Below are 25473 nucleotides of genomic sequence, written 5' to 3'. Positions count from 1 at the left end.
AGTCAATCACAATTTTTTGAAAAGCTATAGATGTTTTTTTTATACCTAGTCCTGAATCATAAGTGGAGTAAGGGTTTACATGCTTTTTTTTGTGTTAAAAAAGTAGGGAAATTCGTCCTGACACAGATTTTTCAGAAAAGATCTTGTTGTCAAACAAAGATAATTGAATTATTCTTATTGATAATGATAATCAATTACAATTGGTTAGGGAGTGAACGATTATGGCACAACAGGAATTGTTTGATGTGACAGTAATTGGCGGGGGACCAGCGGGGATTTATTCCACTTTTTATAGCGGATTGAGAGAAATGAAAACAAAGGTTATTGAATACCAGCCACAATTAGGCGGGAAAATTCATGTTTATCCGGAAAAAATGATCTGGGATGTTGGCGGACTAACCCCGATTACGGGAGCAAAATTAATTGAACAGCTTGTTGAACAAGCGTTAACGTTTAGCCCAACCGTGGTATTGAACGAAAAAGTAGAATCGATTACGCGTAATGAAGAAGGGATCTTTGTCTTAAAAGGATCATCCGGAGAGCTTCATTTTTCGAAAACCGTGATTGTTGCCATCGGCAGCGGCATTTTGAATCCGCAAAAGTTGGAAATAGAAGGCGCCGAGAGATTTGAAGTGTCAAATTTACATTACACCGTTAAATCTTTTAAACAGTTCAAAGATAAAACGGTCATCATTTCTGGTGGTGGAAATTCTGCAGTGGACTGGGCAAATGAGCTAGAAACTATTGCCAAAAAGGTTTATTTAACGTATAGAAAAGAGCAATTAGGAGGACATGGACAAGAAGCGCAGGCAACTAAGCTTCTGAACAGTTCTGTTGAATGCTTCTTTCAAACATCGATTACCAAATTAATAGCTAATGATGAGCGAGATGAAATTGACACGGTTGAATTGACGAACCATGAAACAGGTGATGTTAGGTATGTGCCTGTGGATGAAGTGGTGATTAGTCATGGCTATGAACAGGACGCAACCTTATTGGAAAATAGTGTATTAACTATTGAGCGAGTAGAAAATTATTATATTGCGGGGAACGCTACGAGCGAATCTTCCATTGAAGGTCTTTATGCTGCTGGAGATATTCTTATGTATGATGGAAAAATAAATCTGATTGCCGGTGCGTTCCAAGATGCGGCGAACGCCGTGAACAAAGCGAAACAGTTTATTCAGCCTGACGCGGCCAAAGTCGCGATGGTTTCTTCCCATAATGAAGTTTTTAAAGAGCGAAATAAAGAGTTAGTGAAGCAATTAGTAGAAAAATAGAGTGAAGGCAGCCTTCACTCTATTCATTATTTTTATAATGTAATGGAATATATCGGCGTTAATCCATATATATCAGCGAAACGTCAAAAATCGAGAAAAAAGCTGATCGGAATTCCAATCAGCTTTACGCTACATTCTCTTTTTAACATCTTCCCTAATGGAGTCGATAAGAGTATCCGATAGATTAGCTGGCAGGGAAGTACCATCCTTGAAAACCCAGGAATTAATGATTTCCAGGTCTGCTTTTTTAAAAGTAATGCTGTAATTCATTTGATCATGGGTAAACTCTGCAGTAACATATTCCTCACTGTCAAAATCATCATCAATAATCATATTGGTTATTTCATATAGCTTCACAATACAGTCTCCTTTTAACATACGATGAAAATAGTGTTTGCTAAAAAGAATGGATTATACAAAAATGATTCTAATTAGCTACACACCATAATGGAATATCTTGAACAACTGGGGTGGACAGTGTCCACGGGAGGTGCTTGTCACCAACGAAAGGTCGTTTAGGTGTTTTTCCATATTCGAAGCACCATTGATCAAAATGCCTATGTGACCATCCATAACGTGCATGAAATGATGGGGAAGGGCTATAAGGCCTCTTAAGGTCGAATCAAACATAGAGAAATCTTAATTGGAAATTAAGGAAAAATTAGCTATTCTTTGTAAGAAAATTCTATATAATAGATTTAAGCAGGAGCACTACAATGTAACTGGTGCTCCATTTTTATTAGATAAAAAGATGGGGGCGAAACATTCAATGTCTAATGATCATGAGGTTTTATTAGATAAAGAAAAACAAAAGGATTCGAAAATAAAAGTGGCAAGGAAAGAGGGAGAACCGACTCCGGCTTTCATAGGGGCTTCTTGGGCAGCGCTATTAGTAGGTGGTACGGCTTATCTCATAGGCTTGTATAACGCAGCGATGCAATTGAACGAAAAAGGATATTACTTTGCAGTTTTAGTATTTGGACTCTATTCAGCGGTATCTTTACAAAAAGCAGTAAGGGATAAAGATGAGGGAATACCAGTTACTAATATATATTATGGTATTAGTTGGTTTGCATTTATTATTTCAATCTCATTAATGGGTATCGGTTTATACAATGCAGGAAGTATAGATTTAAGCGAAAAAGGGTTTTATGGTATGGCATTTGTTCTAAGTTTATTTGCAGCGATAACGGTTCAAAAGAATATTCGAGATGCACAGAGAGCAAGAGAAAGAGATTGAGTTATTTTCCTTTTTGACAGGATTCTCTCCGACTACTGTAATAAAAGGCCATAAGAAAGAGGCCACCCAGAAAAATCCAGCTAACCTTCTATTATGAACGAGTGCATATGTGGAATAAGAAAATTGAAACGACAGTAACTTGTCGTTTTTTTAGTTATTGAATCAGAAATTTTCAGTTATGAGATTATTACAGACTTTTTATTTTCAATCAAGGCACTTACTTGTATAACCGTTAATGGTTTGCTATACAGGTCCCCCTGAACGACATCACAATATCGTTCTTTTAGAAACAGGAGTTGTTCTCTATTCTCAATTCCTTCAGCAATAACTGATAACCCGAGGCTATGTCCTAAGTAAATAATCGTTTCAACTAATGCTTTGTCTTTTTGGCTGTTTATGATATCTTGATTAAATGGTTTAGGAATTTTTAAGGTGTTAATGGGAAATCTTTTTAGATACATTAAGGAGGAGTATCCTGTACCGAAGTCATCAATCGATATTCGTACTCCCAAATCTCGTATTGTTTGCATTTTTTTAATGGCCGCTTCTGCGTCGGTAAAAGCAACGCCTTCGGTAATTTCTAACTCTAAATAGTTTGAATTAAAACCAGTTGTCTTTAAAGCCTTGATGACCATTCCTACCAAATCTTCGTGAAGAAATTGTATGGGTGAAAGGTTTACGGCAATTTTTAAATGGCTATGCCCATTATCATGCCAAGCTTTCCCCTGCATACAGGCGTTATAAAGGACCCATTCCCCAATCGGGATGATCAGCCCGGACTCTTCTGCAATAGGAATAAATTGATTCGGAGATACCATACCTGCTTCCATCGTATTCCACCGAAGTAATGCTTCCAATCCAACAATTTCTCCCGTGTGTAAACTTACCTGTGGTTGATAATTTAAAACAAATTCATCATTTTTTAGAGCCTTTCGAAGCCCACTTTCTAGTGCCATTTTTCTTGAAATAGCTTTATTCATATCCATAGTAAAGAATTTGTAGTTGTCTCTTCCATCTTCTTTGGCACAATACATGGCCATGTCAGCATTCTTCATCAGCTCTTCGGTATTTTCTCCATCATTGGGATAAAAGGCTATCCCGATACTCATGGAGACATGTAATTCTTGACCTGAAATGGTTATGGGGTTTGCCACAATTGATCGAAGCCGTTCAACTAATGGAATGACATCCTCTTCTGCCCGGATTCGATTCAGTAAAATGGTAAACTCATCACCTCCCTGTCGAGAAATCGTATCTATCTTACGGACGCTCTTTGACATTTGTTGGGTAACATGCTTTAACAGTAAATCACCAAATTCATGGCCGAGAGTATCATTAATATTTTTAAAACGGTCTAAATCGATAAAGAGTACCGCAAGTTTAAAATGATTTCGTTTCGCCTCATCCATTGCTGTCTTCAGCCGTTCCAAAAACATCCTCCTATTTGGCAGCCCGCTTAACACATCATGATAGGCCATATGTTTCATTTTCCGTGCAGCAGAAAGAAGCTGCTTGTTTTTTGATATTAGTTCCTCGGTTCTTTTCCCAATTTTCAGCTCTAATTCCTCTGTAAGTTCATGATATTTAGATAACAAGGTTTGATTTTCTAAGGAGGTAAAGATGTGCCGTAATATAAGCAAAAGGATGGCTGTTGCTGAACCAATAATTAAACTTTTTGATTCATTATGTTGAAATATCATGACCATAAATAAAAGAATTACACCTATATAAGGCAATAGTAATCGTAGGGTGATAGAATCTTTTAAAGAATGGATCTTAATGTTCTTTTCAGGTGATTTATCGTCATTCTTTATCGCATATGTCCCTGCAATGCCCATTAATAAAGGTGCAAGTGACCATAATGGATGAAATATACTTTCTGAAAAAGATATATTCATTACATTTAGTAAAAAGTAAGAAGTATCTGCGATAACTTGAGTCAATAAGCTTAAAACAATCATTACTCTGTATGGGAAAAGGTTTTCAGAGCCTAAGTAGAAAATCATTGCACCGAAAAATAGGATCAAATCCCCGATTGGATATCCTAAAAAAATATTTTGAGTTAGGATCTCACGTAAGATGAAATGCCAGCTAAACGTAATAGCCACCGTCATAATTATACAGGTATCAAAGGTAAATTTTATCAGATGAAGATTTTGACCTTTAATGCGAATTTTATAAATAATGGCTAAGAGATAACATGCAATCTGAAGCATATAGAAGAAATTATTCCACCCAAGGGACCAAATTTCTTTATGTAAAAAATTGCTGCTTGCTAACACGGCCATTAAGTTAAAAAAACATCCTAGCGAGAGGAAAAGCCAAACGTAATTATCATTTGTTTTAAGTTTTCTATATACTAAAAACAGAATAATAGATGAAGTGAGGGGGGCAGCTATTAAAAGTATGTTTACACCCGTTGTTTTGATCGCATCGTCGTTGTGCCAGTAGTAAAGCCACATATAATAACCAAGAGTATGAAAAAGTGTATAGTAAATATATAGCTTTTTTATTACTAACCAATCCATCCATGACACTCCCATGAGAAATCAGATTTATTTCCATGCTACTTGAGTAAAAGTAAGACTATTTTACCATTTAGTGGAACGGAAAGTTGTCGAAAAATGTCAGTAGATGTGGTGTTTTATCCTAAAATGGGTATATTTTTTCCAGTAAAGTAAAAAAAAAATATGCCTGCAAAAGTAAAGGAGTGAAAACTAACTTGAAACCGAAAATCTACATAACTCGGAAGTTACCGGATATTGTTGTTACAAGATTAACAGAAGTATGTGAAGTGAAAATGTGGGATAAGGAAGAGGAACCAGTACCCAGAGAAATCCTTGAAAAAGAGATTCAGGATGTTGATGGTCTTTACTGTTTATTAACCGAAAGTATCGACAAGCCACTTCTAAATCGGGGAACGAGATTGAAAGTCGTTAGCAATATGGCCGTTGGCTATAACAATATCGATGTAGCTGCAGCGACAGAAAAAGGAATTTTGGTTACCAATACACCCGGAGTATTAACAGAGACTACTGCGGATTTAACCTTTGCCCTGTTAATGGCCACGGCTAGGAGATTGGTAGAAGCCTCAGATTACTTACGCGCGGGAGACTGGAAAACATGGTCGCCAATGCAATTGACCGGGCAGGATATATATGGGGCAACCTTGGGAATCTTCGGGTTAGGCAGAATTGGAGAGGCGCTGGCAAAAAGAGCGAGAGGGTTTGATATGAAAATTTTATATCATAACCGCTCACGAAAGCTTGAAGCAGAGGAACAGCTTGATATTCAGTACGCAGACAAAGAAAGATTACTACGTGAATCAGACTTCATTTGTGTGTTAATGCCTTTTACACATGAGACTAAGAATTACATTGGTGCTGCAGAGTTATCACTCATGAAACAAACAGCTGTCTTGGTTAATACCGCTCGTGGCGGAATCGTCGATGAAGAAGCCCTTTACCATGCACTAAAGAATCGGGAGATTTGGGGTGCAGGCATAGATGTATTTGAAGAAGAGCCAGTGAGCACTGAACACCCTCTGCTCAGCCTGCCTAATGTTGTCGCCCTGCCGCATATCGGAAGTGCAAGCAAAAATACTAGACTAAAAATGTCGTTACTCGCCGCAGAAAATTTGCTGCAAGGTCTTCAGGGAGAAACACCGAAAAATATAGTTAATTAACTTTTTATAATGACTCTGAGTTTACAGCTCAGGGTTCGGTTTTTATCGACAATATTCTTCTTCAACATTAGGGTAGGTCGTTTTTACAAAAGGGTTTGTAAGACTTTTTATTAATCATTTAATTGAAAAAAAGATTCCCGGAAGAAAATCATGAGCTTTCTAGAAGCGGCAAACCGAGTTTACGTAAAAGCAGGTTAGACTATTGGTTTGAGGAAATGCTGAAGTAGAATTGTGTTGAGATATGGAAAATTCCACCTCCCTTTTACGACAAAAAATTTCCTGGAAAATAAAGAAATTTCTATTTATCAATTGGGTTTGTTTGGGTGGATGACGAGAAATACTGGCGGATAGACGAAAATAACATGGTTAAGGAGTTGGTAAAATGACGGAATGGGCAACGTTTGCGGGTGGTTGTTTCTGGTGCATGGTGTCGCCGTTTGATGAACAGCCTGGGATTAAGGAAGTGATTTCTGGTTATATAGGCGGACATAAGGAAAATCCGACTTATGAGGAAGTGTGCTCGGAAACTACCGGGCATTATGAAGCGGTTCAAATTGCTTTTGACCCTGCTGTTTTTCCCTATAAGAAATTGCTTGAGATATTCTGGCAGCAAATTGACCCGACGGATGAGGGCGGACAATTTAATGATCGCGGACTATCGTATCGGGCAGCGATATTCTATCATACAGAAGAACAAAGGGCGATGGCGGAGGACTCAAAGATCAAGCTTGCTGCTAGCGGTCGTTTCCAAAAGCCGATTGTAACGCAAATCCTGCCCGCTGGTCCCTTTTATCGAGCAGAGGAAAAACATCAGGATTATTATAAAAAGATGCCTTTCCACTATAACCACTATCGAGAGGGTTCAGGACGGGCAAGATTCATACGTGAAAACTGGAAAAAGCGTAAAAGTGATGAAGAGCTGCAGAAAGAATTGACACCAATTCAATATGAAGTAACCAGGAAGAATGCAACCGAGCCTCCGTTCAAAAATGAATATTGGAATCAGACTGCAGAAGGTATTTATGTAGATATCATTTCAAGTGAGCCGCTGTTTAGTTCTCTCGATAAGTATGATGCCGGCTGTGGATGGCCAAGCTTTACGAAGCCGTTACGGCGTCAAGAATTGGAAGAAAGGTTTGATACTTCCCATGGAATGAGGCGGATTGAGGTTCGAAGCAAAACATCCGATTCCCATCTCGGTCATGTGTTCGATGATGGGCCGGGTCCTGACCGTGCAAGGTATTGCATTAACTCGGCGGCACTCCGGTTTATCCCAAAGAATAAACTTGAAGAAGAAGGATATGGTCAGTTCTTAAAGCTGTTTACCTATTAAATTCCCAGGGTTACCCCCTGGGAGTTTTGTCATCTCTGAATTTTCTCTTTTAAATCAAGGAGATACTTTCGCCATTGACCAGCCAACTCTTCAATACCCACTATTTTTTCAATCACTTCCATGGAGGGTGATGGATCATGGAAGTAGAGATGATGGATGGAAGAAACGGTGATTTGCTCAGGATGTGAAACCAGCTTTTTTATTTGAGAATCCGCTGTTATTTTTCCTTCTTCCAGCACTCTGAAAAAATAGCCGGTATATCCGGTACCAACAATTCTTTTTAATAAAAGGTTATTGTTATTCCGTTTATTGATGGTGGAGCAGGGATACCGACCTTGAGATACCTGTAACACAGCCTCGCCAATCTGATAAACATCTCCAATACAAACCTGGTCTTCCTTCATGCCCAACACAGTAAGATTTTCTCCGAAAGCAGACGGGGTTAGTGTTTTATCAAATACATTTTTCCAATGTGCATAATGTTCGAAGGGATATACGCAGACTACTCGCTCTGAACCACCATGATACTCAGGGTTCGCCACCTGATCGCCACTTATTTGGTCAAAGCCCACAAAAAGCTCTTCACATTGTTCTTTCCAGATTCCGGATAAATAGGTTGCGTCCTTATAGACACTATTTTTAGGCAAACCCTTGCTTAAATAAATAATTTCTCTATTGTGCAATGCTCACTTCGACTCCTTGGTATTTATTTTACTACAATGAAGGGCTACTTCTATTTTAATATAGGCTAAAGACTGGCTGCGTGATTGTTGGCAAAATTATTTCAATTGTTGTTCCTTCATTTACTTCACTATCAATCGTTAATTGACCATTATGACTTTCAATAATTTTATAGCAGGTCATTAGACCAAGGCCTGTTCCTTTTTCCTTTGTTGTATAAAAGGGTTCACCGAGGGTCGGAATTCGTTCCTTTGGAATTCCAACTCCTTGATCAATTATCTGGATGGAAATTTTCCCTTCTTCCCTTACATTCACCCTTACATCAATGGTACCGCCGTTAGGCATGGCTTCTATTGCGTTCTTTAGCAAATTTAAAAAAACCTGCTTTAATTGGTTTTCCTCACAGCTTATCTTGGGTAAATCGAATTCGAATTCAACGAAGATTTGAACGTTATTTAATATCGATTGAGTATTAATTAAGGTTACCACATCTTTAATTAATTCCTTCACATCTTTTTCAGCAAAAACAGCAGCGGTTGGTTTTGCGAGTACGAGAAATTCTCCCACGATGTCATTGATTCGGTCAAGCTCTGATAACACAATATCGTAGTATTCAACTTGATGTTTCTCTGTTTTGAATAATTGAATGAAGCCTTTGATGGAGGTAAGTGGATTTCGGATTTCATGGGCTATGCCTGCAGCCATTTGACCGAGAAGAGCCAATTTTTCTGATTTTTGCAGGAGTTGTTCCGTTTGTTCTTTTCTCTCTGTAATATCTTTTCCAATTGACAATATAGCTTCTTTTCCACCAAATGTAATGAACATAGATGAGCCTTCAAAGACAAAAACAGAACCATCCAACTTAATAAATTTGTATTCAATATTGGTTAATGGTAATTTTTCCTTTTTTACTTGTTTCAAACGTTCTAGCAGTCGTTCTTTGTATTCTGGAAAAATATGGTTAAAAATAGAGGTACCAATTACTTCTTCCTTACGCTTTGCACCTACCATAGAAACTGCTTCCTTATTTACATAGATAACCTGATTATCTTGGTGAATAATAACGGCATTAGGCAATGAATCTATTAATTTTCTATAGCTTTCTTCACTATCACGTGCTTTTTTTCCTAAGAAACGCGCTCGGTCATATTGCCACCCAACCAGCCAGGCAATCGTTGTAAAAATAAGAAAGTCTACTGTAAAGAAATGGTCATGATCCATGATGGCTTGGAAGCTGGAAAATAGCACTGATATTAACACTAGTGTAACTTGTCCCAAATTTTTCATACAGTTTCCTCTAATTATCTGAATTTACTATTATCATATCATGAAACGTAAAAATATTAATAGAGTAATAGTGCAATATACTTATTTTCAAGGTTAAAGTAGTAAAAACAAAAGCCTAGCTATATGCTGGCTTTTGTTTTTTTAATTTATCTATATATGATAATTACGCTTCGGCCATTCTTCTGTATAAGTTCAAGATTGATTGTCCGTAGGTGGTGCCTGGTACAGCCCATTTTCCGTTTAAGGCGGTCCATGTTGTGGCAGATCCGCTATTTACAAGATGGAAGCGGGGGTCAACCAGCGGGTATTGGTTTGGTAATGGAGCCGTTGTAGCATAAGCAAACAAATGCTGAAGTTGTGCAAGAACACCTTCCTCTGGTGTACGAAAGCTTGCTCCCCGTACAGCACCACCTGATGGAGGTTTTCTTCAAGTCCCGCTCTTGACGGTTCCCTTAATATGAAACTTTTTTTGCTGCTGCATTAAAAAGAAAAAGACACCGAGAAGAACGAGCATTCCACCGGCAATTTGCCAGCTGGCAAGGTGCTCATCCAGCAACAAGACTGCTAATATAGTGGCACCAACAGGTTCACCTAAAATGCTCATTGAAATCGTTGTGGCATTGACATAGTTTAAGAGCCAGTTATTGATGATGTGACTGACCGTCGGAACGGTAGCAAGTAAAAGAAAAATTCCCCATTCCATGGCCGGATATCCACTAAATGAAACACTGGTACTAAGGTTATAGATTGATAGAATGATCGTTGCAATGAAAAACACACAAAAGCTATAAATCCAATGGGATACTTTTTTCACAATGCTTTGACCAATCAATAAGTAGCCAACGACGGCAATGACACTTAAAAAGGAAAGGATATCTCCAAGGATGGCGTCCTGACTTAAAGCAAAGTCACCCCAGCCAATCATCATCGCTCCAATAATGGCGATTCCCATTGTCATCAATGCCGAAGCTGTTGTTCGTTCCTTAAAAAGGAAGTAGCCGCCAACCAATGAGACAATCGGCTGCAGGGCAAGAATGATGGTCGAGCTGGCAACGGTGGTTAATTTTAACGAACCAAACCAAAGGACAAAATGTAAGGCTAAAAAGAGACCTGAAAAAAATAAAAAGTACCAATCTGTTCTGGTTATTTTTTTAAATTCTTCGCGGTTTTTCCAGACGATAGGAAGCATTAATAGACTTGCAAACATCATGCGATACATGCTCAGAATCGAAGCAGGTGCATCTGACCATTTTACAAAGATTGCTGAAAACGATATCGCAACAATTGAAATGATAAGTGGTAAGACTATAGATCTGGAGTTATCTTGATGATTCATTTCTTTCCTCTTTTCTTGATAGATGGCGGGTGGTCCCTATTAAATTGAAATAATATAAATGAATCTTATCATAAAAGTGATGTAGGTATTACTAACAAAACTCACCAGATACAAAAAACGCCAAGTCCTTGTTGTAGAAAAGGAGGTTGACGTTTTGTTGACGTTTAGTTATTTGAATATACCTCTTGTGCACGGTTTGCTTTCGATTCCAGTGAGTCCATGAACCGTTTGATTCGTTTTACCGCTTCTTGAAGCTGTTCCATCGAAGTGGCATAGGAGCATCTAACGTAGCCTTCGCCACTCTCGCCAAAGGCACTGCCAGGGACAACGGCTACTTTTTCTGCTAGTAAAAGCTCTTCCGCAAATTGTTCTGAGGTCATACCAGTTTTTTTAATAGAGGGAAAGACATAGAATGCTCCACCTGGAGTATAGCAGTCCAATCCCATGTTGTTTAATGATTGAACAATGTAATTCCGTCTTCTTCGGTAGCTTCTTCTCATGCTTTCCACTTCGTGATACGTGTTGCGTAATGCCTCGATGGCACCATGCTGCAGCATATGAGGAGCACACATGGTAGTATATTGTAAAATTTTCACCATTTGTTCAGTGAACGGTTTTGGGGCTGCTAGGAAACCTAATCGCCATCCAGTCATCGCAAATCCTTTGGAGAAGCCATTGATTAAAATGGTTCGGTCGTACATGCCCTCAAGAGAGGAAAAGCTTGTATACTCTTCATCATAGGTTAATTCTGCATAGATTTCATCTGAAACCACGAGTAAATCGTGTTTTTCTATTACCGCTGCAATTTTTATAAGTTCTTCTTTGTTTAAATAGGTTCCCGTCGGATTATTTGGTGAACATAGTAAAATTGCCTTCGTTTTGGTGGTAATGGCGTTTTCGATTTGTTCCGGTGTAAGCTTGAACCCATTACTCGGATGGGTTGAAACCGGTACTGGCTTACCGCCTGCCAAGGTAACTAATGGTGCGTAAGAAACGAAAGCCGGTTCAATAATCAGTACTTCGTCCCCCGGATTTAGAATGGCACGAAAGCTTAGGTCAATGGCTTGGCTGGCACCGACCGTCACAATCACTTGGTCGACAGGATTATACTTGACCCCAAATCGCTTTTGTAAGTAGGATGAAATTTCCTGTCTTAATTCTAGCAATCCTGGATTTGCTGTATACGAAGTGTAGCCCTCTTCCAAAGAAAGAATCGCTGCTTCCCGTATGCTCCATGGGGTGACAAAGTCTGGCTCACCGACACCTAAGGAAATGACGCCCTTAATGGAGGCAGCCAGGTCAAAAAACTTTCTGATTCCAGATGGTTTTAGTTCTTTCACCATTTCAGCTAAATAGTGTTTGTGTTCCTTCATCATGGTGAAACCACCATTCGACGATCTCGCTCATTGTTTTCACCAAAGATGACGCCATCGTGTTTATATTTTTTTAACATGAAATGAGTGGTTGTGGAAATAACATTATCAATCGTCGACAACTTTTCCGATACAAAACGAGCGATCTCGCTCATTGTTTTTCCTTCAATGGTAATCGATAAATCATAGGCACCGGACATAAGATATAGAGAAGTAACCTCAGGAAAACGATATATTCTTTCCGCTACTTCATCGAAACCAACGCCGCGTTTCGGTGTCACCTTGACATCTATCATCGCAACAATGTTCTCCTTACCAGCCACCTTACTCCAATCAATCAAAGCCGGGTAGCTAACAATAACCTTCTCATCCTCTAACTTCTTAATAACCGCATTAACATCATCAACACTCGAATTCACCATCAAAGCAATATCTTCCACAGGAATCCTATGATTCTCCTCAAGAATCGATAGAACCTCCAACTCATCACCAGACAACCTCATCATATTTCCCCCTCAAACGTTAAAATTTAATATTACTATAATACATCATTGTTTGAATAAATAAAATACGGTGCCTGTCACCACTTGTGGACACTGTCCACCTGAGGCGGACAGAAGGAAGGGAAGAAGTTAAAAACTTCGAGAACACCTATACAGTAAAATGGTTCGATGCCGTGTGGCTAATTCATGATTTGGTGGTCAACGTTATAGAGTAGATGTCATGGTGGCTGTCACCACTAGTGAATAGTTTGTGTTTGAGTTTTTTTCTTAAACCCAAAAAAGGTTTTTGGCACGTGTTGTGCTAAAAACCTTTTTTTCATTAATGTTCTTTTTTTATCAGGTATCGTAGGATGGCGGCAAGTCCGGCTCCGTGTTTGAATTCTCCATTATTAATTAATTGATTTAATTCGTTCATTTCTATTATATGTAAGTCTATTTGTTCGGTAGCTTCAAGCTGCTGCTCCTTTTTTATTAGATCGGTCGCAGCAAAAAGGAAAATTTGTTCACTCGTGGACCCAGGTGAGGGGTAAACACTGCCTAGATCTATCCAGTTTTTTGCTTGGAAGCCTGTTTCTTCCTCAAGTTCTCTTTTAGCCGCGGAAAGAGGTTCTTTGTCTTCAGGGTCAATGGCTCCTGCAGGTAATTCCCATTGCCATTCCTTTACTGCATGACGATATTGGCGAATACAAATGACCTTTCCTTCTTCGGTGATTGGCAAAATACATACTCCCTTTGAAAAATTCACATAAGAGAAATGCATATCTGTTTGATTTGGCAGGGTTACGTCTTCCTGAACAATTTCAAATCTATCTACTTGGTCTTTCTGAACTTTGTTAATTTTCCACTCCACTAAACTACACCTCTTTTTATATGTCCTAATCTATTTATTTTTGCCTAAGAATTGAGGAAATACAAGGGAAAAGGAAAGGTAGTAGTTTTAATAGCTCTTATTTTTTCAATTCGATTTGTCTGGATGGTGTTATCTTGAAAAAACTTGCCATCCCTAATGCAACCAAAATCCCTATTAAATCAAATCCGATATCAAAAACTCTACCACCTCGGGAGAAATATAATTGGAGAAATTCGGTTAGCGAGGCAAAGGAGGCTGCTAAAAACAGGATGATTAATTGAGATCTGAATTTTAGTAGCAAAAGGAAAGTTAGAATCTGAAATGCTATAATATGTCCAATTTTCTGTAATAGTAAGCTTCTACTAAAATCCGTGGGAAATGGTGACAGGAATTCAGAAAATGTTGGATGACCGTCCCAACGAAACCTCAACACACCAAAATGGATCAAATCATGAAAGCTGGCTGTACACGTAAATATCAAAATGGCCGCGTACCATACGAAAATAAACATACTTCTCATAATCTTCAATCCCCTTTTCAATCACAGTTTGAACGGGTACTAGACGTTTCATACATGAATGAATGCATAAATGATGACAATTTGCATAAATGGTGACAGGCACCGTATTGTATTAGTAGGGAGGGAAGCAATAATGAGGATTGTATATTTAGAAGAAGAGAGAGTTAGCGACTTTGTTTCTTATTGTAAGAAGCATAGATTAGAGGTTGATGATTCTTATTTGTATGATTTTGATTTACGGGAGTTTGAGGTAAGTGATGAAAATCCTACTTATCTTGTTTTAAATCAGCAGGATGAAATCATCGGAACGGCTTCGTTGGTAATGGATGACTATCATAAACGTGGAAAAAGGGCTCGGTTTCGAATCTTTCATTCTGAAATCGTAGATATTCAATGCTATCAGCAGCTGCTACAGGCTGTTTTAAAACATACGACAGGCCTAGATAAGGTTTTTCTGTTTATTCCAGTAGTAAATAAAAAATTGATAGAGATGATCGAAGGCTTGAATTTTTCTGTGGAAAGATACGCCTTCCTACTTGTAAGAGAGGATTTAGCGGTACCTGAAGTCGATCTGCCAGAGTGTTATGAACTTAGAACTTTTCGTCAAGGACAGGATGAAGAAAATTGGCGTAAGGTACGAAATGCTTCTTTTTCAACGCTGAAAGGCAGTGAAACACCACTTACAACTGAGGGTGTGATAAAGCTGCTAACCGATGAAGATTACCTTGAAGGCGGCATGATGGTCCTTTTCCATCAGGAAAAACCTGTAGGAGTTATTAGAGGAGCCGATGATGAATATGATGGTGCACCAATCATGAATATCGGACCTGTCGCCATTTTGCCTGAGTACCAAGGCCGCGGTTTAGGAAGAAGCTTGCTGAGAGCTTCTTTAAGGTTTGCCAAGGAAAAGGGCTATAAAAGAACCATTCTTAGTGTGAACGGAGAGAATGAACGGGCACAGGCGCTATATATTCAGGAGGGCTTTAAACAGGTAGAGGCCGTTGTCTGCTATCAATATATTTTATAAAGAATAATGTTTGAAAAAAGGCATATTCTCTTTTGTAATAGAGAAAATGCCTTTTTTTCGTAAAATAGAATTTTTCTATTAAAACCAGATTATTCTTTTTAATATATATTTATTTTATTTCGTTCCATATACCCTGAAATTCCATATGCTTTAGTAATAAGGGGTGAAATGTAATGAAAAAAGACCAATTTGACACAGAAACGCTAAAGCACATTAGGAGCCGGCTGGATACTGTTTATGTGATTGCCAAGAAAAATTACAATGACAACCCTGAATTGATGGAAACAATCGAGAGTTTAGCTCAAATCGCCATTATGTTTACCAATATTAATCTTCAAGAGGTTAGCAATCAAAAAGAAACCTCGAGCCCTCAGGGGTACATCCTGTCAAAACTGTCACACTCGTACTCAAGAATGACAGAGTATGAAAAACAAAAGATAAAAGACTTTCCAGAATGGAAACTGTAAGAAGCTAGCCCAAGTGGTAAGCCCAGAGCATAACAAGAGAGAAGTGCCAAAAAGCACTTCTCTTTTTACATGATTCAGAACTAATTGGTGCCTGTCACCGTTAAACAATCCTTCGTCTTTTTTTATAACCATTAACTGAGTAAATCACCTGTTCATGAGTGGATAGACACCTCTCATTGTTAGAATAATACTGTCTTTACTTGGTTTCGTTTTAGAGGTACGTTAATGTGATTATTTTCTAAGCTAAGTGGTGCAATTGGTATTTCGTTTAGGGTTCCTTCTTGCGCATGTTCGACTGAAAGGTTTATGGTATATGAGCCATGACATTCGGTTTCTGTCGGATTGAAGAATCTTAGGACGAAGCGATCTTCTTTTTCAGCCTTTTTCAGTGTGCTCAGTACCGCAGTGTTGTTTGTTCCTTGTAAGAAACTAAAGCTCAAAGATCGAGTTTTTATACATTATATTAATGAGCTGTTTTTAGTATAATGAGTGGAGGGTTTTGATAGTAAATGTTGATCCAAATTGCTTGGAGGTGAAGAGATGTTAGGTGGAATTGAAGCGGGCGGTACGAAGTTTGTTTGTGCTGTCGGAGTTGAATCAGGCAAAATCATAGAACGAATTCAGATACCAACAACTATCCCAGAGGAAACGATGCCAAAGGTAATTGAATTTTTTAAGGGCTACGAGCTCGAGGCGATTGGAGTGGGATCCTTTGGCCCGATAGATGTGAACAAGGAAAGCCCTGAATACGGCTCGATTACCTCGACACCTAAACCGGGGTGGCGAGATTACCCGATCGTAAAAACGCTAGAAAAAGAATTCGGGATCCCAATTGGTTTCAATACCGATGTGAATGCAGCTGCTTTAGGCGAGGTTACTCACGGTGCAGCGAAGGGATTGGACAGCTGTTTATACATAACAATTGGGACTGGAATAGGAGCAGGTGCCATTGTCCAGGGCAAACTCCTTCAAGGATTATCCCATCCGGAAATGGGGCATATTCTCGTTAGACGTCATCCACAGGATGAGTATCAAGGAAAATGTCCATACCATCGAGATTGCCTAGAGGGTCTTGCAGCAGGACCAGCTATAGAGGAACGTTGGGGTGCTAAGGGAATCGACCTAGTAGACAGGCCAGAGGTATGGGACCTGCAGGGCTACTACATTGCTCAAGCTCTCATGCAGTATGTGTTGATTCTTTCTCCGAAAAAAATCATCCTTGGCGGCGGAGTCATGCATCAAAAGCAATTATTTCCTACTATTTTTAAGTTTTTGAAAGAATTTGTTTCTGATTATGTTCATTTACCGGAGCTATCTGATTATATTGTCAGTCCTGGTCTAGGTGATTACGCTGGAATTACAGGATCACTGATGCTAGCCAAGCAAGCACTTCAAGAGAATAACTAATTCAGTGGGAGGGTTCATTTTGCAACAGCCATTATTTTTAAAACCAGTTTTTAAAGAACGAATTTGGGGTGGGACTGCCTTAGCAACTCAATTTGGTTATGACATTCCAACAGACATAACAGGGGAATGCTGGGCTATTTCTGCTCATCCAAATGGTCCATCGGTCTTAGAAAATGGTCCATATGCTGGTATGTCTTTGGACGAGCTTTGGAAAAATCAACCTGAGTTATTTGGAAATCCAAAAGATGAGGTTTTCCCTTTATTAACTAAAATTCTTGACGCCAATGCAGATTTATCTGTTCAAGTACATCCTGAGGATGAATATGCAAAAACTCATGAAAATGGTGATTTAGGCAAAACAGAATGTTGGTATATCCTTGATTGTAAAGAAGGAGCGGATATGATCTTTGGTCACAACGCTAAAACAAAAGAGGAATTAATCCATCAAATCAATGATGGAAAATGGAATGAACTGCTGCGCAGGGTAAAAATTAAGCCAGGCGACTTTTTCTATGTTCCAAGTGGGACCATTCATGCTTTATGTGAAGGAACGCTTGTATTAGAAACGCAGCAGAGCTCGGATACTACATACAGGGTATATGACTATGACCGCAGGGATGCGGAAGGGAATTTGCGAGAGCTTCATTTAGATAAAGCCATTGATGTCACCACCGTTCCTCATCTAGAAACTGGAGTTACCCCTAAGGTCGAGGAACGTGAAAATGCAACCATAACGACTTTTGTTGAATCTGATTTTTTCTCGGTCTACAAATGGTCAGTCAATGGGAAAGCAACTTTCTCGTCTGTTGAACGCTATCTTCTCGTAAGTGTCATTAACGGTGACGGAGCACTGGTTCATGCTGGAGAGCGTTATCCATTGAAAAAAGGAACACATTTCATCCTTCCAATCGGATTTGGAGAGTTTGAACTTGATGGAAATGCAGAATTTATAGTTTCCCATACGTAATCTTTTAAAAAGAAATGCTCAGAGTTTTAGACTCTGAGCATTTCTTTTTAAAAAACCGTATGAGCATTTTGGGTTAAAGCACCTAATTCATAAAGAATAGCAGCGTCACTATTTTCACACCAGAGCTCTTTCACTTTACCCTCTTGAAAAATAAAAATCATGATACCCGTTTCCTTTACACGCTGGTTCTCGGAAGGGATATTGAACCATCCGCCCTTATACGTCATCCAGCCAGTGTAACGAACCACTAATTTATCCCCTTGCTCAATTAAATCATCAATCACCCATTCATCGTCTTGAAAAACAGAACGATACCATGTCATGAACTCCTTCATTTTTTCTCTTGAATTGTCACCATTTCTTGAATGATATAAAAAATCAGGTGTTGTTAGTTCATCTAAAACTTCTAGATCACCCTTTGTAAAGTATTCGTTAAACCACCTTTCAGCGGTTATCTTTTTTTCAATACTGACCATTTTTTCTCCTCCACATTCACCCTCTATCTTTCCTTATTTTAACATATTATGACAGTGACTAACGTAATTTGGGATGAAGATGAGACTTTCTTTTAGTGACTGCCATTTTTCGACTCCATAACGCCATTTTCAAGGGCAATGCTGCTTCATAATAGGAGTATTTATTGATATTAAGGAGATTATAGGGGAAATTGTCTAACGATTATCTTTCTATTAGGAAGGAAATCATACCATCAAAAAGGAAATTTATATGATGTTCGTTATTAGGAACATTTAGAAGGTGAGGATACTGTGGTCTTACTCTTTCATTATTTATCACTCTTAAATATATTTGATGCCATCATTACTTACTTTGGATTGGAAAACTCATTCATACAAGAAATGAACCCGCTCATGAGTAAAATATATGAAGCAGATCCGGCTTTGTTTCTGATTACTAAGATGGGTTTTTCACTGTGCCTCTACTTGTTTATTCTTTTTAAAAAGGTACCAACCACCTCCCTTACAAAGGGACTCACCGTCTTTGCCTCAAGTTTCTATACCCTGATATTTTTTCTCCATTGTTACTGGCTCGTTGTTCTGATTTAGGTGTCTATCCATTATTTTGGAAGGCACCTTTCTAGTATGGCTTTTGGAGATTTCTATGGGTGTCTCGCCATGACAAACTTCACTTTATCGCGCGCTCCTTTGCGCTAGCTTTTTACGGCAGATATAGATACCTTTTCCTTTTCGGCGATTTCACTGACACTTAAGCCTCCAAGTACTGTTTGTAATAGCCATTTACTTTGATTGGGTGTCAGTCTATGGCAGTAGGATACTAGAATATCCTCTTCCAACAGCTACTCCGAATAGGGAGCCACTGCATTCTCCCAGAATTCATCCTTCGGATAAATAACTCTCTCCGCTTCCATGGTTAGTTTAGTCAATTCCATTAGAAGATAGCCTTTAATATAGTAATACGCATAAGTGGAATAGTTCCTTGCGGGGTCAAATCGCTTGCTTGCCTTCCACAGGGCGATAAGCCCATGCTGGAGAAATTCATCTTTATTTTTATAAATGTGAAGTGAGTAAATGATCCGTTGAATCATTGGATCATATTGGATGGCTAACTGTTCAAAGCTTTCCAAGGATTGTCCCTTTCAGAAAGCTCGCTCTTCGATTTATTCCCGGGTACCTCTACCATATAGGGAAAATCATGGCGCAGCGAACAGATATAAATCTCATTACTACAAGAAAATTGTCAGAACAATCACGTTTTGCGTGATTAATTGAATTTAGTAAGGTGATTTGCCTTATTATCTAATTATCTATTAATTTACGATTTTTATTTTTCGCAAAAATCTCAAACCTTGGCAAAACAATAATGTACAAGTATTTGGCATAATTTTGTATAATTAATAAAAATTGGGCTTTTGCCAAAAACGAGATAGATACATAAATAGAATTAAGGGGAGAAAGCACCATGAAAAAATTTGGAGTGACGGGTACTATCATTGGGATTCTAGCTTGTATTGTGGCAGTCTATTTTTATTTAAGTGATGATGGCGGGCTCAAATTGAACTTTAAGAAAAATGATCCCGTTGCGACGAAAGAGGCACAAACAAAAATCGATAAAAGCTTTGCTGCCCCGGTATCAAGTAAAGTAACGGATGAATATGAAACCATGAGTGAAGGGGAACTAATTCAAGAAGTTCACAATATGACCCATCAAAAGGTGGAGGCGGACAAAAAATGGGGTGCCTCAGAGATCACCGCTGATAAAGTCCAGAAATTATATGAAGTAATAAAAAACAAAGCCTTCAAAAATAGCAGTAATAAGCAAATGCTCCTAGACATCCTAGAACCTTGGACAAGAAAAGACTTCACCAACGCCGTAAGCGCTCACAACCAAATTTGGTCCTACCAAAAAGGAAACATCGGCAAAGCTACCCGGCTCCTCACTCCCCAGGAAGAACTAGAATATATCGAGGATGAATTTCGCTGATGGTGCCCCTGATGGTGCCTGTCACCGCCCGTGGACACTTTCCACCTGAGGTGGACAGTTGGAATCGTTTTACCACGGGCATGTGTTTAGCAATCAACTTAATTAATATTTCGACGTGTGTGGACATAGTCTTTAGTATATGTAGTCTGTATTAAAGGAGAAGTCCATGTCTAGAAAATCTGCTTCGTTTAAAGGTCTAGTAATGGGATTCGTGCTGCTTGTCTGCATCGTTACTGTTTTTATGTTGGTAAGGGGTTTTTGGTTTTCACACGATAATGAGGCAGTAGCTGTAGTGGAGGAGTTTTATCAGTATGAACAGGAGGGGGAATTTGCTTCGTCCTGGAAACTTTTCCATTCCACCATGAAAGAAAAATTCAGCAAAGGGCATTATATCCAAGACCGGGCTCACGTGTTCATGAACCACTTTGGCGTTGAAACGTTTGACTTTACAATGAGTGAACCAGAAAAAATTGAACAATGGAAAATGGCCAAAACTGGACCAGCCATGAAAAACGTCTACAAAATCCTCGTCACCCAAACCTACAAAGGAAAATACGGTAACCTTGACCTCGAACAAGAGGTTTTTGCAGTTAAGGAAAAAGACGAGTGGAAAATCGTTTGGGATTATAACCAGTAATGGTGCCTGTCACCGCCAGTGGACAAATCGGTCATTTTGTCCAAGGACGTTTTAAGCAGTTTGGAATCCAACATGGGCTGATTGAGAAACGAAACAACCGCGATTCCCTGGATTTTGAGGGCACTCGTTTAGTTTTAGTGGCGGATAACGGTGAAGAGGGTGTTCGTGCTGGTGTTCCTTGGGTCGGAAGTGATGTCCCGGTTGAAAATGCCATAATAGGTTTGGGGCCTGTTACCTTGACCGTAGCCGTTCCCGACAAAACGGTCCATATGTTAACGGAATCTTGGAACCTCGTCGGGCAGATATTGAAGCAAAGCTAAGACCATTAGAGTTAGAAAGTAAGTAATCCATCAAGACAAGAACCATAACAATATGGAACTTGTCTTTTTTTCTTGGCACAATCTTTCTTCTATATTAATCTATAGAAAAATCCACTTTTTATATTTTAAAAAAATTTTTATAAATTTCTCCAACACTTTTCTTTCCTCAATCGTTATCTAAATGAAAGCAGCAAAAACAATCGAATTCTTCAAAGCAATACAAAGATTTTCACTGAAAAATAAAAATGAATAAAAGTGAGTGGTCATTGTGAAAGTCGAAGTGAGTGATTTATATGAAGCGTTAAAAGATGATCTATTTCGTTTTGCCCGATCTATTGCTAGACATGGGCAGGAGGCAAATGATCTGGTTCAAGATGCAATGGTAAAGTCACTTAACGAACCAGAGCTGCTCCGCCTTCCAGAATATAAGCAGCGAGCATGGTTTTTCCGTGTTATGAAAAACAGGTTGATTGATGATCGGCGAAAAGAACAACGATTGACACAGTGGGAGGATGACTTTGATTTTTCGATACAGGAGGCTGGTGTAGGCCACTTGGAAATAACCGAGTTACTTTCACATTTGCCACAGGATTTAAGTGATTTAATTTTTAAAAGATATTGGTTAGGCCTTTCAAGTCAGGAGATTGGCGGGCAGTTAGGTCTTCCCGCTTCAACGGTACGGTATAAGCTTGCTCTCGCTATCAAGCGATTAAGAAAGATTTTGGAGGAGGAAAAATAATGAGTCAACGAATTGGAAATGTAGGATTATTAAATTTGGTGAATGCAACGGAAGAAAGTGTAAAAGGAATTGAACGGATTGAAAATGTAGGACTTGTTATTTATGGGAAAGAAAATGCACATCTATTAACACGATTAAATATAGGCAATATCGGGTCGAGTTTAGAGGTTCCGGTTGGTTACCGCCTTTTTAATGGCTTATTTAATCTCGATCAAAACTATCTTTCTTCGATCGACGAGCCAGTTTTTCTCTTAGTAAATGGCATTGTTATTATTGATAAAAATGTTCAGGCAGACCAAGTACAAGCAGAGCAATTAAAAATGATGGTAAACGGGAAAGTTTATTGCCCTTCACATCTCTCTGGCATTGCAGGAAAAATGCTTTCAAAAGGCTCAGGAGCTGTTGAAACCTATCATGGTGCACCACCTAGGTTGGAAAACGGTAAATTCACACTGACGAATTCCTTCTTACAATCGATAGAGGAGTCCTTATATTTAGTAGTGAATGGAATGCTTACATTTGCCCAGGACCTTAATGTCGATCTGTTTAATGAAAAAATTAGTAAGTTGGAAGTGAACGGGAAAATCTCTCTATTTGAGAATCAAGAATCGTATTTATATAAAAAAGTAGCATCTTTAACAACCTGTTTAGTAGAAGTGATTCCAGCGGGGTATGAAGTTTTGGGGAAACCGCTCCGTCTAAATGCCCGTTCGATTCGCAGGTTCCAACAGAAAAAATGGTTTACAAATAAACCGGTTATTATTGAGAGTAATGTATCAAGAGATATGCTAACGAAAGCAATCGAAAAAATACATTCTACTTCTGTCATCATTTGCAACGAGGAAGTTGAGGACCTAGTCTATGAACGTTTGAGTCTGATGGAAACAGAAGTATTGTCCTACGAAAATTCCTTTGTGGTCATTGATGGGGAAGAAGTATGGTCAAACGATCAATTCCTCGCTTTAGATCAACCAGTTAATTTTATAGTCAATGGCCAGCTCACCCTCGATGGTGATGTAAGCGAAGAGGTGCTTCGATCCAAAGTTTCAACATTAGATGTTCTGGGGGAAGTGATCGTACGTGAGAAGAAATTAAAAGGAGCCCTTCAAAATGTCATTCGCCTAAATACAGGTACAATAGAAGAAGAAAAAGGAAAACAAGAAACAGGAGCCGCACTACAAAACGTGGGAGATCTCTCACTCTAAGCACACCTTTACAACCGAAAAAACCCAAGCGAGAAGTATCGCTTGGGTTTTTCGAGCGGTGCCTGTCACCATTTATGCATCACTGTATATTTTTTCTACGCTGACTCTGCCAGAGAAGAAGGTAGCGCCGCCGCCCATGTCCGCGATTCGGTCGGGTGTTAGTTTATTGACTAGTTGTTTTGTGCCTTCTAAATCTGCCCAGAGACCTTGGGTGACGACTACTCCTGGGAGGACGTTTTCTCCAACGTTTACTTTTAGCAGACATTCCCCTCGCTGGTTCCAGACTCGAACCTGATCCCCGTCCTCAATCCCCGAAGCCTCGGCATCCTTTCTATTCATATGCAAGCGAGGTTCCTTTTCAAGGATGATGTGCTTTTGATTATTTGAAAAGGTGGAGTTTAAGAAATTATGATTTGGTGCTGGGATAAATTGATAGGGATGATCCCCGTCAATAACGATAGGTATATAAGTTGGCAGTGGAGGATATCCATTTGCTTTCATCCGCTTGGAGTACAACTCAATTTTCCTGCTTGGTGTCCGTAATTTGCCAGGGAACAATGGTTTTACCTTTGCTTTTACAAACTGCTTTTCTACTAAAGTTTCATAATCAATTCCATCCAAATAGGGATTGGAGGGTTGATTAAGTGCATGTGCAATCATTTCTACTTCTGTTTCCTCAAATGCAGTTTCTTCAAATCCCATTCCTTTCGCCAGCAGGCGGAAAACGTCGACATTGGATTTTGATTCCCCAAAGCCTTCTATGACAGGCTGTTGAATTTGAATGTAATGATGCCAATAGGATGTGTAAACATCTGTGTTTTCAAAGGACGATGTTGCAGGCAGTACAATATCAGCGTATTTGGCAGTCTCGGTTAAAAATAAATCGTGGACGACGATGAATAAATCCTCCCGCTCAAGACCTTTTCTGACTTTATTACCTTCTGGAGCAACAACTGCAGGATTACTGCTATATACGTACAGTGATTTTACAGGAGTGTCTACTGTTAACAAAGCTTCTCCAAGCAAGTTCATGTTAATTACCCTAGTCTGTTTATTTTTCAATAATCTCGGTAGTTGTAAATTTACTGTGTTCAGAGAGAGGTACCCCGAATTGCCTTTAATCGCACCGCCGCCTTTGATGAGCCATTGACCCGTCAGGGCAGGAAGACATGAAACCGTGCGGACAAACATACCGCCATTGTCATGGTGCTGCGGTCCGTTACCAATTCGAATAAAGGCAGGTGCGGTATTCCCGTACATTCTAGCAAGCTTATAAATATCCTCAACAGGAACCCCTGTTATTTCTGAAACAGTAGTGGGGTCATATTGGATAACATGCTCCCGTAGTTCTTCATAGCCAACTGTATATTGGTGTAAGAAGGAGGAGTCAACCATGTTTTCAGCAAATAAAATATGCATAATTCCAATTGCAAGTGCACTATCAGTCCCTGGTAAAATCGGAATAAACCAATCTGCTAATCTCCCAGTTTGGTTTTTATGCACGTCAATGACCACAATTTTAGCGCCGTTATGTTTGCGTGCTTTTTGGGCCAGTGCTACTTGATGCATATTGGTACTGGCAGCGTTAATACCCCAAAAAATGAAGAGCTTGGAATGAATTGTATCTTCTGGATCGATCCCAAAGCTACCACCCATCGTATATCTATAGCCAGCAGTACCAGCAGAGTTACATATACTTCGTTCTAGCTGTGACGCACCTAAGCGGTTGAAGAATCGACGGTCCATACCCTCGGCATTCAGCCGCCCCATGTTTCCATAAAAACTGTATGGTAGGATACTTTCTGGCCCTTCTGTGTGGATAAGTGTTTTCCACCGAGAAGTAATCGTTTGGATGGCTTCATCCCAGCTGATTCGTTCAAATCTACCTTCGCCCTTAGCCCCAACTCGCTTCATGGGATATTTTAAGCGGTTTTCATCATTTATCCTTTCGGTCATATTCCGGACCTTATTGCAAATATTCCCCTTCGTCACCGGATGCTCCGGATCACCTTCCACTTTTACCACTCTTCCGTCAACCTTATGTAAAAGCAAACCACATTGGTCTGGACAATCCAGTGGACAAACAGATTTAAAAACCCCATGTTGTTCCATAATAAGTCGGTCTCCCTTCTCGGTGACAGGCACCATTTATACAT

At 39.2% G+C, this 25473-nt stretch carries 28 protein-coding genes; 14 read left to right on the top strand and 14 right to left on the bottom strand.

The features are described from left to right. The first annotated feature begins 221 nt into the window (after positions 1-221). Positions 222-1280, top strand: a complete 1059-nt coding sequence (locus tag TR08_RS11520) for an NAD(P)/FAD-dependent oxidoreductase (RefSeq protein ID WP_045518329.1) — start codon at positions 222-224, stop codon at positions 1278-1280. A gap of 129 nt (positions 1281-1409) precedes the next feature. Here TR08_RS11520 and TR08_RS11515 read toward each other — a convergent pair whose 3' ends face one another. Continuing rightward, positions 1410-1637 carry a hypothetical protein gene (locus TR08_RS11515; protein WP_152597395.1) on the bottom strand — a complete coding sequence of 76 codons (228 nt, stop codon included), beginning with the start codon at positions 1635-1637 and terminating at the stop codon, positions 1410-1412. Between the two features lie 412 nt (positions 1638-2049). Here TR08_RS11515 and yiaA point away from each other — a divergent pair, with 412 nt between their 5' ends. Continuing rightward, the gene (gene yiaA, locus TR08_RS11510; RefSeq protein ID WP_045518614.1) at positions 2050-2520 is read left to right on the top strand and encodes an inner membrane protein YiaA; all 471 of its coding nucleotides are present in this window, start codon (positions 2050-2052) and stop codon (positions 2518-2520) included. 176 nt (positions 2521-2696) lie between these two features. On the opposite strand, the gene TR08_RS11505 is transcribed toward yiaA, so the two are convergent. Further along, positions 2697-5048, bottom strand: a complete 2352-nt coding sequence (locus TR08_RS11505; protein WP_081954442.1) for a DUF4084 domain-containing protein — start codon at positions 5046-5048, stop codon at positions 2697-2699. Positions 5049-5242: 194 nt separating this feature from the next. On the opposite strand from TR08_RS11505, the gene TR08_RS11500 reads away from it, so the two are divergent. Together TR08_RS11500 and msrA are read left to right on the top strand one after the other, a co-directional pair. Next, positions 5243-6205, top strand: a complete 963-nt coding sequence (locus TR08_RS11500) for a 2-hydroxyacid dehydrogenase (RefSeq protein ID WP_045518327.1) — start codon at positions 5243-5245, stop codon at positions 6203-6205. A 382-nt stretch (positions 6206-6587) separates the two neighbouring features. After that, the gene (gene msrA / locus TR08_RS11495; RefSeq protein ID WP_045518326.1) at positions 6588-7538 is read left to right on the top strand and encodes a peptide-methionine (S)-S-oxide reductase MsrA; all 951 of its coding nucleotides are present in this window, start codon (positions 6588-6590) and stop codon (positions 7536-7538) included. A gap of 29 nt (positions 7539-7567) precedes the next feature. Here the strand turns inward: msrA and TR08_RS11490 are convergent, their stop codons facing one another. The 7 genes from TR08_RS11490 to TR08_RS33895 form a co-directional block, all read right to left on the bottom strand. Then, positions 7568-8221: an MOSC domain-containing protein gene (locus TR08_RS11490; RefSeq protein ID WP_045518325.1), complete on the bottom strand. Its 654-nt coding sequence runs from the start codon at positions 8219-8221 to the stop codon at positions 7568-7570. A 55-nt stretch (positions 8222-8276) separates the two neighbouring features. Then, the gene (locus tag TR08_RS11485) at positions 8277-9506 is read right to left on the bottom strand and encodes an ATP-binding protein (protein WP_045518324.1); all 1230 of its coding nucleotides are present in this window, start codon (positions 9504-9506) and stop codon (positions 8277-8279) included. 427 nt (positions 9507-9933) lie between these two features. Continuing rightward, the gene (locus TR08_RS11480; RefSeq protein ID WP_045518323.1) at positions 9934-10842 is read right to left on the bottom strand and encodes a DMT family transporter; all 909 of its coding nucleotides are present in this window, start codon (positions 10840-10842) and stop codon (positions 9934-9936) included. 164 nt (positions 10843-11006) lie between these two features. After that, complete coding sequence (locus TR08_RS11475) at positions 11007-12215, bottom strand: aminotransferase (protein WP_045518611.1); 1209 nt, start codon at positions 12213-12215, stop codon at positions 11007-11009. Then, positions 12215-12718 (bottom strand): Lrp/AsnC family transcriptional regulator, encoded by a 504-nt coding sequence (locus TR08_RS11470; RefSeq protein ID WP_045518322.1) that lies wholly within the window; start codon positions 12716-12718, stop codon positions 12215-12217. Before TR08_RS11470 ends, TR08_RS11475 begins: the two co-directional genes overlap by 1 nt. 319 nt (positions 12719-13037) lie before the next feature. Beyond that, a complete protein-coding gene (locus tag TR08_RS11465; RefSeq protein ID WP_045518321.1) occupies positions 13038-13568 on the bottom strand; it encodes an NUDIX hydrolase in 531 nt (176 codons plus the stop codon). A gap of 97 nt (positions 13569-13665) precedes the next feature. After that, positions 13666-14079, bottom strand: coding sequence for a VanZ family protein (locus TR08_RS33895; protein ID WP_370576298.1), 414 nt, complete (start codon positions 14077-14079; stop codon positions 13666-13668). 142 nt (positions 14080-14221) lie between these two features. Here TR08_RS33895 and TR08_RS11455 point away from each other — a divergent pair, with 142 nt between their 5' ends. Both TR08_RS11455 and TR08_RS11450 read left to right on the top strand, forming a co-directional pair. Then, positions 14222-15115, top strand: coding sequence for a GNAT family N-acetyltransferase (locus tag TR08_RS11455; protein WP_045518320.1), 894 nt, complete (start codon positions 14222-14224; stop codon positions 15113-15115). 173 nt (positions 15116-15288) lie between these two features. Next, positions 15289-15582 (top strand): hypothetical protein, encoded by a 294-nt coding sequence (locus TR08_RS11450; RefSeq protein WP_045518319.1) that lies wholly within the window; start codon positions 15289-15291, stop codon positions 15580-15582. A 179-nt stretch (positions 15583-15761) separates the two neighbouring features. On the opposite strand, the gene TR08_RS33890 is transcribed toward TR08_RS11450, so the two are convergent. Then, a complete protein-coding gene (locus tag TR08_RS33890) occupies positions 15762-16022 on the bottom strand; it encodes a glycosyl hydrolase-related protein (protein WP_193747722.1) in 261 nt (86 codons plus the stop codon). A 100-nt stretch (positions 16023-16122) separates the two neighbouring features. Between TR08_RS33890 and TR08_RS11445 the strand changes: the two genes are divergently transcribed. Together TR08_RS11445 and manA are read left to right on the top strand one after the other, a co-directional pair. Then, the gene (locus TR08_RS11445; protein WP_045518318.1) at positions 16123-16989 is read left to right on the top strand and encodes an ROK family protein; all 867 of its coding nucleotides are present in this window, start codon (positions 16123-16125) and stop codon (positions 16987-16989) included. Positions 16990-17005: 16 nt separating this feature from the next. After that, positions 17006-17956, top strand: coding sequence for a mannose-6-phosphate isomerase, class I (manA, locus tag TR08_RS11440; protein WP_045518609.1), 951 nt, complete (start codon positions 17006-17008; stop codon positions 17954-17956). Between the two features lie 47 nt (positions 17957-18003). On the opposite strand, the gene TR08_RS11435 is transcribed toward manA, so the two are convergent. Next, positions 18004-18432 carry an ester cyclase gene (locus TR08_RS11435; protein WP_045518317.1) on the bottom strand — a complete coding sequence of 143 codons (429 nt, stop codon included), beginning with the start codon at positions 18430-18432 and terminating at the stop codon, positions 18004-18006. Positions 18433-18723: 291 nt separating this feature from the next. On the opposite strand from TR08_RS11435, the gene TR08_RS33885 reads away from it, so the two are divergent. Then, positions 18724-19020, top strand: coding sequence for a DUF5658 family protein (locus TR08_RS33885; protein ID WP_045518316.1), 297 nt, complete (start codon positions 18724-18726; stop codon positions 19018-19020). A 104-nt stretch (positions 19021-19124) separates the two neighbouring features. Here the strand turns inward: TR08_RS33885 and TR08_RS33135 are convergent, their stop codons facing one another. Together TR08_RS33135 and TR08_RS11425 are read right to left on the bottom strand one after the other, a co-directional pair. Next, positions 19125-19268 carry a sigma factor-like helix-turn-helix DNA-binding protein gene (locus TR08_RS33135; RefSeq protein WP_238579121.1) on the bottom strand — a complete coding sequence of 48 codons (144 nt, stop codon included), beginning with the start codon at positions 19266-19268 and terminating at the stop codon, positions 19125-19127. 3 nt (positions 19269-19271) lie between these two features. After that, entirely contained in the window at positions 19272-19559 is a 288-nt protein-coding gene (locus TR08_RS11425; protein WP_238579120.1) for a sigma factor, read from the bottom strand. A 335-nt stretch (positions 19560-19894) separates the two neighbouring features. Here TR08_RS11425 and TR08_RS30275 point away from each other — a divergent pair, with 335 nt between their 5' ends. From TR08_RS30275 to TR08_RS11400, 5 genes are all read left to right on the top strand, one after another. Then, on the top strand, positions 19895-20416 hold the full coding sequence (locus tag TR08_RS30275; protein ID WP_052427424.1) for a DUF6241 domain-containing protein: 522 nt from the start codon (positions 19895-19897) through the stop codon (positions 20414-20416). Between the two features lie 166 nt (positions 20417-20582). Continuing rightward, on the top strand, positions 20583-21053 hold the full coding sequence (locus TR08_RS11415) for a hypothetical protein (protein WP_045518315.1): 471 nt from the start codon (positions 20583-20585) through the stop codon (positions 21051-21053). Further along, entirely contained in the window at positions 21053-21373 is a 321-nt protein-coding gene (locus tag TR08_RS11410; RefSeq protein WP_045518314.1) for a hypothetical protein, read from the top strand. The genes TR08_RS11415 and TR08_RS11410 overlap by 1 nt, the downstream gene beginning before the upstream one ends. Before the next feature lie 268 nt (positions 21374-21641). Continuing rightward, a complete protein-coding gene (locus TR08_RS11405) occupies positions 21642-22112 on the top strand; it encodes an RNA polymerase sigma factor (RefSeq protein WP_045518313.1) in 471 nt (156 codons plus the stop codon). Then, positions 22112-23317: a hypothetical protein gene (locus tag TR08_RS11400; RefSeq protein WP_045518312.1), complete on the top strand. Its 1206-nt coding sequence runs from the start codon at positions 22112-22114 to the stop codon at positions 23315-23317. The genes TR08_RS11405 and TR08_RS11400 overlap by 1 nt, the downstream gene beginning before the upstream one ends. A 72-nt stretch (positions 23318-23389) precedes the next feature. Here TR08_RS11400 and TR08_RS11395 read toward each other — a convergent pair whose 3' ends face one another. Continuing rightward, positions 23390-25429 carry a molybdopterin-containing oxidoreductase family protein gene (locus TR08_RS11395; protein WP_045518311.1) on the bottom strand — a complete coding sequence of 680 codons (2040 nt, stop codon included), beginning with the start codon at positions 25427-25429 and terminating at the stop codon, positions 23390-23392. Positions 25430-25473 lie beyond the last annotated feature (44 nt).

It is taken from the genome of Neobacillus niacini (genome assembly GCF_000759675.1).
Classification (GTDB): Bacteria; Bacillota; Bacilli; order Bacillales; family Cytobacillaceae; genus Neobacillus; species Neobacillus niacini_A.
The sequence above is the reverse complement of the archived record's forward strand: the minus strand, read 5'-3'. Positions and strand labels throughout refer to the sequence as shown.